Source organism: Micromonospora vinacea (assembly GCF_015751785.1).
GTDB lineage: Bacteria > Actinomycetota > Actinomycetes > Mycobacteriales > Micromonosporaceae > Micromonospora > Micromonospora vinacea.
The window spans coordinates 2,035,484-2,050,317 of sequence record NZ_JADOTY010000001.1; the positions used below are offsets into that span (position 1 = coordinate 2,035,484).

Sequence of the window (14,834 nt, forward strand, 5' to 3'; positions counted from 1 at the left end):
TCCCTACCGGGAAGGAGTGTGACGTGTGTCACCGTAGGACGCGTTCAGGAGCCACTGCCCGGCGTGTTCCGGGTCGCGGGACCAGCGCAGCCGGGGCTTCTCCTCCGGGCGGGGCCTCCAGTCCCGGTAGGGCGCGAGGGACACCCGCCAGGCGACCACCGTGAACACGTAGATGCCCGGGCCGACCAGCCAGAGCAGAGCGTCGCGCCGCCGATAGGAGGCGTACGGCGCGAGCCACGCGGTAGCCGCCATCGGCACCGCGACCGCGCTGAGGTCGGCCAGCGGCCCGCGGCCGAACCGGGCCTCGATCAGCTCGCGGAGGACAAGGGACGGGACGATCACCCCGACCAGCAACGCCACCGTGCGGATCATGCGCACCCGGCGATCCGGGGATACGCGGGCGGCAGCTGCTTCGGCGGGCATCCCCGGAGGGTACGGGCTGGCCGCAGCGGTAGATCTACGACTTCCGGTCGGCGATCGCCGCCTCGATCCGTAGACCGAGACCGGTCAGAATGAGGAACGCGGCCAGGATGTGCGGCTCGAGCCCGTCGTAGCCGGACATCATGCTGAGCAGTGTCGTCATGAAGCCGGCCACCAGCGACACGGTGCCAAACGCTCGTATGGTGCCGACTCGCTGCGCCGGTAGGTCCACAGCCGGACGATAGCGAGAACCTGACCCCGCTGGTGTCCCCGACTAGGGTGGCGATCATGCGGATTGGCATCGTGATCCTGCCGGACCAGCGGTGGGCGGAGTCGCAGCGTCGCTGGCGGCAGGTCGACGAGTGGGGCTTCGACCACGCCTGGACGTACGACCACCTGGGTTGGCGGGACCTGGTCGACGGCCCGTGGTTCGACTCGATGGCCACGCTGACGGCCGCCGCCACGGTGACTTCGCGGATTCGGCTGGGCACCCTCGTGGCGTCGCCGAACTTCCGGCATCCGGCCGCGTTCGCCCGGCAGATCACCACTGTGGACGACGTCTCCGCCGGTCGGCTGCTGCTCGGCCTGGGCGCGGGCGGCATCGGCTTCGACTCGGCGGTGCTGGGCGGTGAGACGCTGCCACCGCGTCAGCGGGTCGACCGGTTCGCCGAGTTCACCGAGTTGTTGGATCTGATCCTGCGGGAGGACGGCACCACCTGGCGTGGCGACTGGTTCGCCGCTGTGGACGCCCGCAACAACCCGGGCTGCGTGCAGCAGCCTCGGGTGCCGTTCGTGGTTGCCGCCAACGGGCCGCGGTCGATGCGGTTGGTGGCCCGCTTCGGGCAGGGGTGGGTGACCACCGGCACCGGTGACGACAACGACCTGGCGGGTTGGTGGGCCAGCGTGTCGGCGCTGTCCGCGCGGATGGACCGGACCCTGGACGAGGCCGGCCGCGATCCGGCCAGCCTGGACCGTTATCTCTCGCTGGACGCGGCGCCGGTCTTCTCACTCAGCAGCGCACAGTTCTTCGCCGATCAGGTCGGCCGGGCCGCCGAGCTGGGCTTCACCGACGTGGTGACGCACTGGCCGCGGGCCAGCAGTTGGTACGCCGGTGACGAGGCCATCCTGGTGGACGTGGCGACGCGGTTGCTGCCGGAGCTACGCGGCTGAGCCGACACGCCCGCTCAGGTGCCGAGGTCGCCGCTGGCCACACCGCCCTCGCCGCCGGAGACCAGCCGGAAGCGGAGGCAGACGATCGGGGTGTCGCCGTCTACCGGCGTGCCGAGCCGCGCCCAGTAGGCCGAGTGCCCGGCCCGCCACTCCTCGATCGAGCGGTCACCCTCGCCCTCGGCGTGGGCGAAGTCCCAGGGCACGTCGGCGAAGCGGACCACCTCGACTCCGGTGATCTCCACGACGCCGGCGAGGGCGTTGTCGTCGTCGACCAGGGCCAGGCGTTCGCCGACGTGCTCCAGCTCCTCGCCTTCTTCCGCGTACTCGGCGAGCCGGCCGGCCGTCGCTGTCTTCACACCGGCCAGCACCAGGGTGTTGAGGGTTGCCCGCAACTCGCCGGGGGTGCCGAGGGCGAGGGCGCGCAGTTCACCGATCCGAGGCCACATCCTGCCGAGGCTAGGCCAGCACCGCCCGGGCCGCCGCCGCAATACCCGTCGCCGCGCTCAGATCAGCTGGCCGGCGTAGCCGGGTGCGGTGAGGAGCCGGTCGTCACCACTGACCGCGTACGCGTCGAGGATCGCGTCGGCCAGCTTGACCACGTGCTCGTCGCCGTGTCGGGCCGCGCGGGCGAAGACCTCCGCCGGCGTCGCGGGGGTCACTGTCGGTGGCGCGATGCCGTCGGCTGGGGCGTACACGGAGGTCATGGCCGCCGTCGCGGCCCAGGCCGCGGCGAGGCTCGGCGCCCACAGATCCCGGTCCAGTGCCGGCAGGGTACGCAGGACGGCGGTCGGCGCGGTGACCGCGTGTACCAGCATGACCGGTGCGGCGTGTCCGAAGCGCAGGTAGTCCAGGCCGGCCCGGTGCACCAGCGTGGTGAGCCCGCGCTCCGCCTCGGCCGGGCTCCGCACGGGCCGCAGCGTCGCGAGGGCCTGCTCCCATCGGGGTACGCCCGGCAGCTGGTTTAGCCGATCCCGGACGCCTCCGGTCTGGTCGTCGATCCGGGGCAGCCCGGCCAGCGCGGCCGCCACGTCGAGGTCGTCGGTGTCCGACCGGTCCGTCTCGCCGGCGAGCAGCTGGTCGGTACCGGGGATCGGCTGCCAGCGGGCCGCCCAGTAGCCGAGGGCCTGGCCCAGCTCGGTGAGCCGCTGCCGGTTCTCGTCGTCCGGTTCGAGTGCGCGGACGGCGTGCCCGACCCGGATCACACCGTGCGTGGCGCCGGCGGCGATGCCCGGCAGCAGCCGGGGCCACCAGGTGCCGAGGACAGCACGCCACGGGTGTTCGCGCAGTTGTCTGTCGAAGTAGGCCAGCCAGTCACCGGCGCGCTTCGGATCGCCCAGCGCCGCCCGCCAGTCGTCGATCGGGTGCAGCCCTCGGGGCAGCTCGTCGAGGCGGCCGAGGTAGTCGTCGAGCCAGCGGTGCACCCGGTGTGGGTGCCCGTGTCGGACCAACGCCTCGACGGCCATCGGCCCGTGGTTGGAGAGCCAGCCCTGATATTCGGGGCCGGTGCGGTGCAGCCGCTCGTACGCCTCGTCGAGAACTCCGTCACTCATCGGCCGATCGTCGGTGTTGAACCTTGCTTCAGGTCAAGTCGGCAGATCCGCGGCGTCGATCAGGCCGGTGATCCGGAGGTCGGCGGCGACGTCGGGCGGGCAGTCCACGGCCACCACGGCGGTGCCCAGCACCTCGGCACCGCGTACGGCGCAGATGTCGTAGAGGGCGCGTAGCTGCGCGCCGGTACGCACCCAGTCGTCCACCACCAGCACCCGGTCGTCGGGGCCGAGGTGCCGGTCCCGTACGGCGAGGTCGACCCGCCGGCCCCGGTAGTCCGGTGGGGTCTGCGCCCAGGTGAGCGGCCCGGCCGGCAGGCGCCCGTCACCGTGTTTGTGGGCGGCCACGAAACCGACCCCGAGGGCGGTGGCGGCCAACGGCCCGAGTAGCAGCCCGGTGACGGCCGGGGCCAGCACCACAGTCGGTCGGGCGGCCCGGTACGGTGCCACCAGGGCCGGTCCCAGCTCGGCCAGCACCGCCGGGTCCCGCCACCAACCGGAGATGTCGCTGACCAGGTGACTGGTGTCCGGGCCGGGGTCGATCCACTGGAACAGGGTGGCCAGGCGTTCGGTCAGGTCGGCGGGCATCCGCCCATCCTGCGGCACGCGCGGTGGGAGTGGCGGCACCCCGGGCCACCCGGCCCACCCCGGCTCGGATGATCGGCTACACGTACCTGTGCAAATACGGGCATACCACCATGATCACGTTGACTTCGGAAGTACTTCTCTCGTTACGGTCCGACCCGGTTTGTTCAGACGACGAAAGGACCGGGCCGGTGGCAGGCAAGCACTCCCGTACCCGCATCTTCTCCTCCCCGGCGGGCATCGTGGCCACCGCGGCGGTCGGCGTCGCCCTCGCCGTCGGGGGCACTGTCGGTGCCGTGCAGCTGGTCTCCGGCTCCGACCAGACGGGGCAGACGGCCCTCGACCTCACCCCGACCACCGCGAGCAGCCTCGCCCCCAGCTCCCCAGCCGTCTCCCCGAGCGTCAGCGCCTCGCCGAGCGTGACCACCAGCCCGTCGGCGACCCGGTCGCCGCAGGCCGCCTCCCGGGGCAAGGAGCGCACCTCGTCGCCGAAGCCGAAGCCGACCGCCAGGAAGACCACGGCCGCGGCGAAGGTGCTGGAGAGCGGCTCGTGCGGCGCCTCGTTCTACTCCGACGGGCAGCTCACCGCCAACGGCGAGTCGTTCAATCCGGATGCGCTGACCGCCGCGCACAAGACCCTGCCGTTCAACACCAAGGTCCGGGTGACCAACCCGGCCAACGGCAAGTCGGTGACGGTGCGGATCAACGACCGGGGCCCGTTCATCGACGGCCGCTGCCTGGACCTCTCCCGCGCCGCCTTCGCCACCATCGCCTCGGTCGACGTGGGCGCGCTCACCGTCCGCTACGAGGTCCTCGGCTGAGCGGGACGGGCGACGCCGATTCGGCCGGCCGACTGGGCCGGCCGGACAGAACCTCCTCGGACGACGGGTCAGGTTCATTCACCGGTTCACGTGGATCAGGCAAACTGTCCCTCGTACCCACGCGACTCCTCCAGTCGGGCCGTCGCCCGCTGAGCCCCGGATCCCGCGCCGGCCTCGGCGCGGCCCTCGTTCTGCTCGCGATCGTGTCGGCGGTGGAGGCGGCGGACGGCCGGAAGGTGCACTACGTCGCGCTCCTGGCGGCCGCGCCGGTTCTCGCCGCCGCCCTGGCGTCCTGGCTGGTGGTCCTGGGGGTGGGCGTCGCGGCGACAGTGATCGGCATCGGCTTCGCACTGGTCGCGCCGAAGGTCTCGTTGGTCACCTCGGTCGACGTTGTCGCGGTCGCGCTCGTCACCGCGTTGGCCGTGGCGGTGGCGTGGGTTCGGCAGCGGCAGGCCGAGCGGATCGTCGAGCTGACCAAGCTCGCCGCAGTGGCCCAGCAGGCGGTGTTGCGCCCCCTCGGCCCGCAGGTCGGCACGCTCTCGGTCGCCGGCCGCTACATCTCCTCCACAGCGACGGCCGAGATCGGCGGCGACCTGTACGAGGCGATCGACACCCCCTACGGCGTCCGCATGATCATCGGTGATGTGCGGGGCAAAGGCCTGGACGCGGTCCGGCTGGCCAGCATCGTCCTTGGTTCCTACCGGCACGTGGCGTACGAGCGGGCCGACCTGCGGGCCGTCGTCGCCGACCTGGACCGCGCGGTGGCCCGCAACGTCGGCGACGAAGACTTCGTCACGGCGGCACTGGTCGAGGAGCGTGGCGGCACCCTCACGATCGTCAACTGCGGGCATCCGCCGCCGCTGCTGCTGCGGCGGGGCGCGGTGATCCCGCTGGAACCGCCGGCCCCGGCGCCTCCGCTCGGGTTCATGCCTGTGGTCCGCCCCCGGGTCGAACGCCTGGAGCCCGGGGACCGGCTGCTGTTGTTCACCGACGGCCTCGGCGAGGCGCGGCGGGACGGCGAGTTCTTCCCCACCGCCGACCGGGCCTGGCGACTGCTCGGCCACGGCACCGTCGCCGACGGGCTGGCGTCGCTGGAGACCGCCCTGGTCGAGTGGGTGCACGGTCGGCTCGACGACGACATCGCGCTGGTTCTCATGGAGTACGTCGGCGCCGGTGCCGGTGCCGCGGTGGCCGTCCCGAGCTGGGAGGTCGGTGCCGCCGAGAGCTGAGCCGCCGGGCTGCGCCCGCAGGTGTGTAATCGCCGTCACTTGGGTGACCCGCTTGTCGCTGCCTACCCGCGAGTAATACAGTCGGGGTTACTGATCGGTAACACCTGTCCGGAAGCGGGGCCAGCGAGCATGACCCACTACAAGAGCAACCTGCGGGACCTTGAGTTCAACCTGTTCGAGGTCTTCGGGGCGGACCAGGCGTTCGGCCAGGAACCGTACTCCGAACTCGACGCCGACACCGCCCGCAGTTTCCTCTCCGAGCTTGATCGCCTCGCTCGCGAGGACCTGGCCGCCAGCTACACGGACAGCGACCGCAACCCGCCGGTGTTCGACCCGGCCACGCACACCGCGCCGCTCCCGGAGTCGTTCAAGAAGTCCTACCAGGCATTCATGGACTCCGAGTTCTGGCGCCTGGACCTGCCCCCGCACCTGGGCGGCACCAACGCGCCGCGCGCCCTCTGGTGGGCCCTCGCCGAGCTGGTGCTCGGCTCGAACGCCCCGATCTGGATGTACGCGTCCGGCCCGTCCTTCGCGCACGTGCTGCACGTCGAGGGCACCGAGCGGCAGAAGCTGTGGGCCAAGCTCTTCATCGACAAGCAGTGGGGCTCCACGATGGTGCTCACCGAGCCGGACGCCGGCTCGGACGTGGGCGCCGGCCGCACCCGTGCCATCCAGCAGCCGGACGGCAGCTGGCACATCGAGGGCGTCAAGCGCTTCATCACCTCGGGTGAGCACGACCTGAGCGACAACATCGTGCACTACGTGCTGGCCCGCCCGGTGGGCGTGGAGGGCGTCGGTGGCCCCGGCACCAAGGGTCTGTCGCTCTTCGTGGTGCCGAAGTTCCACTTCGACGAGACCACCGGCGAGCTGGGTGAGCGCAACGGCGTCTACACCACCAACGTCGAGCACAAGATGGGCCTGAAGGTCTCCAACACCTGCGAGTTGACCTTCGGCGAGCACGGCGTACCGGCCAAGGGCTGGCTGCTGGGCGACAAGCACGACGGCATCCGGCAGATGTTCATGATCATCGAGTACGCCCGGATGCTGGTCGGCACTAAGGCCATCGCCACCCTCTCCACCGGCTACCTGAACGCCCTGGAGTACGCGAAGAACCGGGTGCAGGGCGCCGACCTGATCCAGCAGGCGGACAAGACCGCGCCCCGGGTCACCATCACCCACCACCCGGACGTGCGCCGCTCGCTGCTGCTGCAGAAGTCGTACGCCGAGGGCCTGCGTGCCCTGGTCCTCTACACGGCCACCTGGCAGGACAAGGTCGCCATCGCCGAGGCGGCCGGCGACGAGAAGGCCACCAAGCTGGCCAAGCGGGTCAACGACCTGCTGCTGCCGCTGGTCAAGGGCGTCGGTTCGGAGCGGGCGTACGAGATGCTCGGGCACGAGGCCCTGCAGACCTTCGGCGGCTCCGGCTTCCTCCAGGACTACCCGCTGGAGCAGTACGTCCGGGACGCCAAGATCGACACCCTGTACGAGGGCACCACCGCCATCCAGAGCCTGGACCTGATCTTCCGCAAGATCGTTCGGGACAACGGCAAGGCCCTCATGGCGGTCGCCGGCGAGATCCAGGAGTTCATCTCCTCCGAGGCGGGCAACGGCCAGCTCAAGGAGGAGCGGCAGGCGCTCGGCAAGGCGCTCGGCGAGGTGCAGAACATCCTCGGTGTGATGACCGGCTGGCTGGGCGAGGCGCAGGGCGGCGACACCCGCGCCCTCTACAAGGTCGGGCTGAGCAGCCGGCGGTTCCTGCTGGCCATCGGCGACCTGGTGGTCGGCTGGCTGCTCCAGCGGCAGGCCGAGGTGGCGCTGAAGGCGCTGGCCGGCGAGGTCTCCGCCAGCGACAAGGCGTTCTACACCGGCAAGGTGGCCGCCGCCCGCTTCTTCGCCCGTGAGGTGCTGCCCCGCATCGGCGCCGACCGGCGGATCATCGAGGGTGCCGACCTCGACATCATGGACCTCCCGGAGGAGGCCTTCTGAGGCTGTCACGGCGACTTTGACGGTTCCGGGTCGCACCACCCGGCACCGTGACGGCCGGTGGGGCCTCCGCCCCACCGGCCGTCGCCGTCCCACAGTGGCGACGACACGTATTGGCCGAGCCCGGCCGGGTATGCCGCTGACGTGGCGGGTAACCGTCGCATGACCTCGAAAGGGAACGCCCAGAGCCACCGCACGGGGGAGTGCAGCGCACATGGGTGTAGGAAGCGGCATTTTTCTCATCGCGATCGGCGCGATCCTGACCTTCGCGCTGAGAGCCAACGTCTGGTGGATCGACGTACGCGCCGTCGGCTGGGTGTTCATCCTGGCCGGGCTTGCCGTACTGCTGACCACTGTCTGGTTCTGGCAGGACCGGCGCAAGCGGGCCCGAACCCTCATCGTGGAGGAGAACCGGCTGTCTCATCCGACGGCGATGATGCCGCCACCGCCGGACCCGCCGCCACCGACAGCGCCGCCGTCCTGATCTCACACGACCTGGACGCGTACCCCTGAGCCACCCGCCGCTCGTCGGCGGGTGGCTCAGTCGCGTGCGGTGTGTCGGGCCGTGAGCGGCGCTCCCGCCCTGCTCAACTCCGCCCAGCCGAGTGGGCAGCGGTGCACCGCCAGCTCGGCGGTGCGCAACCCCTCGTCGGTACGCAGTTCCTCATCGTTGGCTCCGTCGGGATCGAGGAGCGCGGAGAGCAGCGATATGCCCGGGTTGTGGGCGATGAGCAACGCGGTGCGGGCCGCCGGGTCCACGGTGCGGACCAGCGACAACAACTCCTCGGGGTGGGCGTCGTACGCGCCCGGCTCGTAACGGACGGTCGGGCGAGGACCGGTCGGCCCGCCCTCCGGGGGTGAACCGGTCATCCCCATCGCCACGCCGTGCCAGGTCTGCCGGGTGCGACGGGCCGTCGAGCAGATCACCACGTCGGGCAGCAGCCCGTGATGCGCCAACCAGGCCCCCGCCGCAGCCGCGTCGGCGTTCCCGCGTGCGCTCAGCGGCCGCTCGGCGTCGTCCGCCGCGTCGCTGCCCTGCTCGGCCTTGGCGTGCCGCAGCAACACCAGTGTCCGTGTGTCGGGGTCGGCGTCCGTCATGCCCCCAGCTTGCCCGATTGGCGATCTCCGTGCCTGGGTAAGTCGATGGATGCCGCACCCCTACCGACGGCCGCGGCGCGACGTACGCCAGGTTAGAGCCGAGGAGCGAGACATGGGCATTGGTGGCAGCATCTTCTTGATCGCGTTAGGCGCGATCTTCGCGTTCGCAGTGGAGGCGGACCTGGGCTGGCTGGACCTGGCCGTGGTCGGCTGGGTGCTGATGCTGGCGGGCGTCGCCGGCCTCATCACCACCCTCTACTTCTGGAACAGTCGCCGGCGCACCGTGGTCGCCGCGCCGGTACGCGAGGAGCGCGTGGTGGCCGACCGGGTCGTGCCGGTCCAGGACAACCAGGTCATGCAGGAGTACCGCGAGGTGCGTCGGCCGGGCCGACCGGTCTGATCCTCGCTTACCGACTCCGGGGTCCCGCAGCGTCGCGGGGCCCCGGCTCGCGTCTGTACCCAGCTCGCGTGTGCGCGCCGTGCGTGTGCGCCCGGCTCGTGTGCCTTGGTCTGGCGCGTGCGCGACACCACCCCGCCACCCCGCCACCCCGTCAAGATCCGCGCACTTTCGGGGAAACTGCTGCCTGAAGGCGCGTTGAGGCAGCAGTTTCCCCGAAGTTGCGCGGATCTTGAGGTGCCGGTCCGGTCTCGGGACGGCGATTGGCGAAGATCGTGCTCGATCCAGGAAATAGGGGTCCCGGGGTGCGAGCGAGGGCACTACATCCTTGATCGAGCACGATCAAGGCGGCTGCCGGCGTTGGGTCTCTCGCCGAGCGGCGTTCCGGACCAGGTGGCCGGGGTGGGTTCGCGCCGCGCTGCGTGCGTTGGCCGCGCCTGCGTGCCGGCTGTGGGCCGCGTCCTCGTCCTGGCCGTTGTGGGCGCGCCCGCGCCTCGGCCGTTTTGGGCCGCACCTGCGTGCCGGCCGCTGTGGGCCGCACCCGCGCCCCGGCTGGTTGGGTCAGGCGAACAGCGCGAAGTAGATCGCGATGTGGTGGCAGAGCGCCGCCAGCAGCGTGCAGGCGTGGAAGAACTCGTGGTGGCCGAAGACGGTCGGCCACGGATTGGGCCGGCGCAACGCGTAGAAGACCGCCCCGATGCTGTAGATCGCGCCGCCGACGATCAGCAGCACCAGCGCCGCGACGCCGCCACCGTGCAGGATCTCCGGCAGCATGGCCACCGCCACCCAGCCCAGCGCCAGGTAGAGCGGCGCGGACACCCAGCGCGGCGCGTGCGGCCAGACCACCTTGACGGCCACGCCGGCCAGCGCACCGCCCCAGACCAGGGCCAGCATCACTGTGGCCGGCCGGGGCGCGAGCAGCATCACGCAGAGCGGCGTGTAGGTGCCGGCGATGAACACGAAGATCATCGAGTGGTCCATCCGGCGCATCACCTGGTAGCCGCGCTCTGACCACACTCGACGGTGGTACAGCGCGCTCGTGCCGAAGAGCCCGCAGACCGTCAGGCTGTAGATGACACAGCTCACCAGGGGTGCCCACCCCGGTCGGGTGGCGGCGATCGAGCAGAGCACGATGCCGCACACCACTGCGACGAAGAAGGCGTACGTGTGTAGCCAGCCGCGCATCCGGGGCTTACCGATGTCGACCGGCTTCAGGCGAAGCGGGGCGGAGGTGGTCACCCAGTCAGGTTACGGCACCGTAGGTTACTTGTAAGTAGTGGCGTTGGTGACACCCGGCACCGTCATCGTGAACACCGGATCGCGACGACATCGGCGAGGATGAGCGGATGCGGATCCGACCCGTCGGGGCGCACGCCCTGCTACTCGACTGCACCGCCCCCGCCGACATGCCCGAGGCCGAGCTTGTCGAAGCGTGGCGGGCCGAGCTGTGGCGGCGCCGGGAGCACGGCGACCTGATCGCCGTCGAGATCGTGCCGGCGGCCCGGACCGTGCTGCTCGACGGCCTGCCCGACCCGACCACCACCGCCCGACAGCTGAGCCGGTGGGCGCCCGCCGTCGCCGCCGCAACCACCCACGCTGACGCCAACGACGAAGCCAAAACCCAGGACGACACCGACCGCGGAGCCGACGTGGTCGTACCGGTCACCTTCGACGGGCCGGACCTGCCGGCGGTGGCGGAGCACTGGGGCGTGGACGCGGCGGCGGTGCGGCACCGGTTGACCAGCACCCGCTTCCGGGTCGCCTTCTGCGGCTTCGCCCCCGGCTTCCCCTACCTGACCGGATTGCCCGCCGAGTTGGCGCTGCCCCGGCTGGCCACGCCCCGCCCCCGGGTGCCGGCCGGCTCGGTCGCGCTGGCCGGCCCGTACGCCGGCATCTATCCGGGCGCGTCGCCGGGCGGCTGGCAGCTGGTCGGTCGGACCGACCTGGTGCTGTTCGACGTGACCGCCGACCCGCCGGCCCGACTCGGCCCGGGCCGTACGGTCCGGATGGTGGCGGCGTGACCCACCCGGCCACCATCGAGGTGCTCCGCGCCGGCGCGCTCACCACAGTGCAGGACCTGGGCCGGCCCGGCTGCGCGCACCTGGGCGTACCCCGGTCCGGTGCCCTCGACCCGGCCGCCCTGCGGCTGGCCAACCGACTGGTCGGCAATCCGGAGCACGCGGCCGGCCTGGAGATCACCCTGACCGGTTGCACGCTGCGGCTGACCCGGGCCACCACGGTGGCGGTCACCGGCGCCGAGGTCCCGATCCAGGCGGGCGTTCGGCCCGGTGACACCGGTCGTCCGCTCAGCGTGCCGGCCGGGACGGTGCTGCGGATCGGTCCCGCCCGGCGGGGCGTACGGAGTTGGCTGGCGGTGGCGGGCGGTATCGACGTGTCACCGGTGCTCGGCAGCCGGTCCACCGACACCCTCTCCGGGCTCGGCCCGGCTCCGTTGCGCGACGGCGACCAACTGCCGCTCGGCGAGCCGGTCGACTCACCCGCACCGGTGGACCTGACCGTGAGCCCCACGCCGCCTGAGGAGCTGCGTCTGCTGCTGGGCCCCGGTCCTCGCGAGGACTGGTTCACGCCTATCGCGTTCGACAGGCTCTTCGGCAGCGCGTACACCATCAGCCCGGTGAGCAACCGGGTCGGCGCGCGGCTCGCCGGCGCGGCCCTGCCCCGCGCGGTCGCCGGCGAACTCCCCAGCGAGGGCATCGTGCTCGGCGCGGTGCAGGTGCCCGCCGACGGACAACCCCTGATCTTCCTCGCCGATCACCCGACCACCGGTGGATACCCCGTCATCGGGGTGGTCACCGACGTGACAGCGCTCGCGCAGGCCCGGCCAGGTACTACCGTCAGATTCCATGGACCTCAACGCTGACCTCGGCGAGGGATTCGGCATCTGGCGACTCGGCGACGACGAGGCGCTGCTGAGCCTCGTCACCTCCGCCAACGTCGCCTGCGGCTTCCACGGCGGCGACCCGTCCACCATGCGGCGGGTCTGCGAGGGCGCCGCGCGACGCGGGGTCGCGGTGGGCGCGCAGGTCGGCTACCGCGACCTGGCCGGCTTCGGCCGGCGGCACATCGCGTACGACTTCGCCGAGCTACGCGACGAGGTGACCTACCAGTTGGGGGCGCTGGACGCGTTCTGCCGGCTGTTCCGCACCCGGGTCCGCTACCTGAAGCCGCACGGCGCGCTGTACCACGCGGCCAGCACCGACGAGTCCCAGGCAGCGGCGGTGGTCGCCGCAGTCACCGATTACGACCCCGAGCTGCCCGTGCTCTGCCTGCCCGGCTCGACGCTCGCCCAACTGGCCGTCGGCGCGGGTCTGCCGGTGGTCGCCGAGGCCTTCGCCGACCGCGCCTACCTGCCCAACGGGGCTCTGATGCCGCGCGGCACCCCCGGCGCGGTGATCACCGACCCGGAGCAGGTGGCCGAACGGGCGGCGCGGATGGCCACCGAACGCAGCGTGGTGGCTGTCGACGGCACCGTGATCCCCTGCTCGGTCGACTCGATCTGCGTGCACGGGGACACCCCGGGCGCGGTCTCCGCCGCCGAACTCGTCCGCGCCTCCCTGATCGACGCCGACATCACACTGGCCCCGTTCGCCTGATCGGAGGGGCCCCGGCGGGCCCCTCCGATCACGTCACGCGCCCAGGCCGCGGAGCACGCGTCACGCGTCCAGGCCGCGGAGCACGCGTCACGCGTCCAGGCCGCGGAGCACCAGCGGCAGTCGGGTCACGGCGCCGTCGACCACCCGGACCGGTACGCCCCAGTCCTGCCGGGTCAGGTGGCACGCCGCGTGCTCGACGTCCGCGTCACAGGTCGCCGCCTGGGCGGTCACCTGGAGCACCCCTCCGGTGACCTCACCGTTGAGCACCAGCCGGCGGGACAACTCGGTGCCCGTTCCGGCGCCGTCCACCAGCAGCTCCGGCGGGGACGCGGAAACCACCAGGCGGGTCGACGGCCCGTACGTCTCGTCCAGCTTCTGCCCCGGCGCCGGGGTGAAGACGATGTCCAGGGTGACCTCGCCGGCCGCGACGTCGGTCGGCTTGCGCTCGGTGCGGTGCCGGGGCCCGTCCACAGTGCTGGCACCCGCCGCCGACAGGGCACCCGGCGCGAGCCGGGTCAACCGGTGCGCGGCGGACTCCACCACCAGCACCTCACCGGACGGGGTGAGCACCAGGTCGCTCGGCTCCGCCAACCCGTCGGCGACTGTGGACACCTGGTTGCTGGCCGGGTCGAAGCGGCGCACCGCGCCGTTGTACGTGTCCGCGATCAGCACCGAGCCGTCCGGCAACGCGCACACACCCAGCGGGTGCTGGAGCAGCGCGGTCTCCGCCGGACCGTCCACGTGCCCGAAGTCGAACAGGCCCTGCCCGACGGCGGTGCCCAGTACACCGTTCTCGACGTACCGGATCGAACTGGTCTCGCTGTCGGCCACCCAGAGCCGGGTGCCGTCGGCGGAGACGGAGAGCCCTGACGGCTGGGCCATCCACGCCTCGGCCAGCGGGCCGTCGCGCAGCGCCTCCACGGTGGTGCCGGCGTACATCCCGGCGGTCCGCTTGATCGGGTCGAACCACCAGAGCTGGTGGATACCGGCCATCGCGATGATCAGCTTGTCGTCGTACCAGGCCAGGTCCCACGGCGAGGAGAGGTCGACGGCGAGCGCGTCGTGGGCGTGGTCGTCGACCGAGGCGCGCCACTGCCGCCCACTGCCGGCCACGGTGACCACCTCGCCGGACTCCAGTCGTACGCCGCGCAGCAGGTGGTTGACAGTGTCGGCCACCACCAGGTCGTAACCGGCCACCTCGGCGACGTGCGTGGGCAGCAGGCACACGCCCTGCGGTTCGGAGAACGTCGCCGCGGCGGCAGGGCCGTCCACCCGACCCCGCTCACCCGAGCCGATCCGACGCACCGGCGTCTCACCGTCCGGGTCGACCTCGACCAGGGAGTGTCGGGCCGAGTCCGAGACCAGCAGGTTGCCGTTCGGCAGCAGCAGCGCCTTACCCGGGAAACGCAGCGCAGTCTCCGGTGCCGGCGGCGGAACGTACGGGCCGTCCCCCCGGTGCAGGGTGCCCTTGGCCTCGTGGGTGGCGACCAACTCGTCGATGAGGCGGGCCAGCCCCTCGGCGTGCCCCTCGCCGGCCATGGTCGCCACCACGTAACCCTCGGGGTCGATCACCGACAGGGTCGGCCAGGCCCGGGCCGCGTACTGCTGCCACATCTCCAGCTCGGGATCGTCGAGTACGGGGTGGTGTACCCCGTACCGCTCCACGGCGGCGGCGAGCGCGTCGGCGTCCTTCTCGTGCTCGAACTTCGGCGAGTGCACGCCGATCACGACGAGCACGTCGCCGTACTTCTCCTCCAACGGGCGCAACTCGTCGAGCACGTGCAGGCAGTTGATGCAGCAGAACGTCCAAAAATCCGCGATGACGATCTTGCCGCGAAGGTCGGCGAGCTTGAGGTCGCGTCCACCGGTGTTCAGCCAGCCCCGACCGCGCAGTTCGGGAGCCCGTACTCGTGCGCTCATGCACCCATCGTGCCTGACCATCGGCCCGCGTCCGGCCGGAGGGGGCGAGA

At 71.8% G+C, this 14,834-nt stretch carries 17 protein-coding genes; 9 read left to right on the top strand and 8 right to left on the bottom strand.

Going from position 1 to position 14,834, the window contains the following annotated elements:
* Nucleotides 1–3 precede the first annotated feature (3 nt).
* Together IW249_RS09810 and IW249_RS09815 are read right to left on the bottom strand one after the other, a co-directional pair.
* Nucleotides 4–423: a hypothetical protein gene (locus tag IW249_RS09810; RefSeq protein WP_196920447.1), complete on the bottom strand. Its 420-nt coding sequence runs from the start codon at nucleotides 421–423 to the stop codon at nucleotides 4–6.
* Nucleotides 424–457: 34 nt separating this feature from the next.
* Nucleotides 458–595: a hypothetical protein gene (locus IW249_RS09815; RefSeq protein ID WP_196925108.1), complete on the bottom strand. Its 138-nt coding sequence runs from the start codon at nucleotides 593–595 to the stop codon at nucleotides 458–460.
* 113 nt (nucleotides 596–708) lie between these two features.
* Between IW249_RS09815 and IW249_RS09820 the strand changes: the two genes are divergently transcribed.
* Nucleotides 709–1,590 carry an LLM class flavin-dependent oxidoreductase gene (locus IW249_RS09820; protein ID WP_196920448.1) on the top strand — a complete coding sequence of 294 codons (882 nt, stop codon included), beginning with the start codon at nucleotides 709–711 and terminating at the stop codon, nucleotides 1,588–1,590.
* A 14-nt stretch (nucleotides 1,591–1,604) separates the two neighbouring features.
* Here the strand turns inward: IW249_RS09820 and IW249_RS09825 are convergent, their stop codons facing one another.
* Genes IW249_RS09825 through IW249_RS09835 form a run of 3 tightly spaced genes read right to left on the bottom strand, consistent with a single transcriptional unit; the run spans nucleotide 1,605 to nucleotide 3,725 of the window.
* Nucleotides 1,605–2,036, bottom strand: a complete 432-nt coding sequence (locus tag IW249_RS09825) for an ASCH domain-containing protein (RefSeq protein ID WP_196920449.1) — start codon at nucleotides 2,034–2,036, stop codon at nucleotides 1,605–1,607.
* A 57-nt stretch (nucleotides 2,037–2,093) separates the two neighbouring features.
* Complete coding sequence (locus IW249_RS09830) at nucleotides 2,094–3,140, bottom strand: questin oxidase family protein (protein ID WP_196920450.1); 1,047 nt, start codon at nucleotides 3,138–3,140, stop codon at nucleotides 2,094–2,096.
* Nucleotides 3,141–3,173: 33 nt separating this feature from the next.
* The gene (locus tag IW249_RS09835; RefSeq protein ID WP_196920451.1) at nucleotides 3,174–3,725 is read right to left on the bottom strand and encodes a phosphoribosyltransferase family protein; all 552 of its coding nucleotides are present in this window, start codon (nucleotides 3,723–3,725) and stop codon (nucleotides 3,174–3,176) included.
* 188 nt (nucleotides 3,726–3,913) lie between these two features.
* On the opposite strand from IW249_RS09835, the gene IW249_RS09840 reads away from it, so the two are divergent.
* The 4 genes from IW249_RS09840 to IW249_RS09855 all read left to right on the top strand — a co-directional run bounded on the left by IW249_RS09840 (nucleotide 3,914) and on the right by IW249_RS09855 (nucleotide 8,239).
* Nucleotides 3,914–4,543, top strand: coding sequence for a septal ring lytic transglycosylase RlpA family protein (locus IW249_RS09840; RefSeq protein ID WP_196920452.1), 630 nt, complete (start codon nucleotides 3,914–3,916; stop codon nucleotides 4,541–4,543).
* A gap of 104 nt (nucleotides 4,544–4,647) precedes the next feature.
* On the top strand, nucleotides 4,648–5,772 hold the full coding sequence (locus tag IW249_RS09845; protein ID WP_196924717.1) for a PP2C family protein-serine/threonine phosphatase: 1,125 nt from the start codon (nucleotides 4,648–4,650) through the stop codon (nucleotides 5,770–5,772).
* Nucleotides 5,773–5,901: 129 nt separating this feature from the next.
* Entirely contained in the window at nucleotides 5,902–7,758 is a 1,857-nt protein-coding gene (locus IW249_RS09850) for an acyl-CoA dehydrogenase (RefSeq protein WP_196920453.1), read from the top strand.
* 211 nt (nucleotides 7,759–7,969) lie between these two features.
* Nucleotides 7,970–8,239, top strand: a complete 270-nt coding sequence (locus IW249_RS09855; protein WP_030487564.1) for a DUF6458 family protein — start codon at nucleotides 7,970–7,972, stop codon at nucleotides 8,237–8,239.
* Nucleotides 8,240–8,295: 56 nt separating this feature from the next.
* Here IW249_RS09855 and IW249_RS09860 read toward each other — a convergent pair whose 3' ends face one another.
* Complete coding sequence (locus IW249_RS09860) at nucleotides 8,296–8,853, bottom strand: SixA phosphatase family protein (RefSeq protein ID WP_196920454.1); 558 nt, start codon at nucleotides 8,851–8,853, stop codon at nucleotides 8,296–8,298.
* A gap of 112 nt (nucleotides 8,854–8,965) precedes the next feature.
* On the opposite strand from IW249_RS09860, the gene IW249_RS09865 reads away from it, so the two are divergent.
* Nucleotides 8,966–9,253 (top strand): DUF6458 family protein, encoded by a 288-nt coding sequence (locus tag IW249_RS09865; RefSeq protein ID WP_196920455.1) that lies wholly within the window; start codon nucleotides 8,966–8,968, stop codon nucleotides 9,251–9,253.
* Nucleotides 9,254–9,811: 558 nt separating this feature from the next.
* Here the strand turns inward: IW249_RS09865 and trhA are convergent.
* On the bottom strand, nucleotides 9,812–10,489 hold the full coding sequence (gene trhA / locus IW249_RS09870; RefSeq protein WP_196920456.1) for a PAQR family membrane homeostasis protein TrhA: 678 nt from the start codon (nucleotides 10,487–10,489) through the stop codon (nucleotides 9,812–9,814).
* Nucleotides 10,490–10,596: 107 nt separating this feature from the next.
* Between trhA and IW249_RS09875 the strand changes: the two genes are divergently transcribed.
* The 3 genes from IW249_RS09875 to IW249_RS09885 are packed head-to-tail and all read left to right on the top strand — an operon-like array spanning nucleotide 10,597 to nucleotide 12,864.
* On the top strand, nucleotides 10,597–11,271 hold the full coding sequence (locus tag IW249_RS09875) for a 5-oxoprolinase subunit B family protein (RefSeq protein ID WP_196920457.1): 675 nt from the start codon (nucleotides 10,597–10,599) through the stop codon (nucleotides 11,269–11,271).
* Nucleotides 11,169–12,131, top strand: a complete 963-nt coding sequence (locus tag IW249_RS09880; protein WP_372433035.1) for a 5-oxoprolinase subunit C family protein — start codon at nucleotides 11,169–11,171, stop codon at nucleotides 12,129–12,131. Before IW249_RS09875 ends, IW249_RS09880 begins: the two co-directional genes overlap by 103 nt.
* A complete protein-coding gene (locus tag IW249_RS09885; RefSeq protein WP_196920459.1) occupies nucleotides 12,115–12,864 on the top strand; it encodes a LamB/YcsF family protein in 750 nt (249 codons plus the stop codon). Before IW249_RS09880 ends, IW249_RS09885 begins: the two co-directional genes overlap by 17 nt.
* An 87-nt stretch (nucleotides 12,865–12,951) precedes the next feature.
* Here IW249_RS09885 and IW249_RS09890 read toward each other — a convergent pair whose 3' ends face one another.
* Nucleotides 12,952–14,784, bottom strand: coding sequence for an NHL domain-containing thioredoxin family protein (locus IW249_RS09890; RefSeq protein ID WP_196920460.1), 1,833 nt, complete (start codon nucleotides 14,782–14,784; stop codon nucleotides 12,952–12,954).
* Nucleotides 14,785–14,834: the final 50 nt, after the last annotated feature.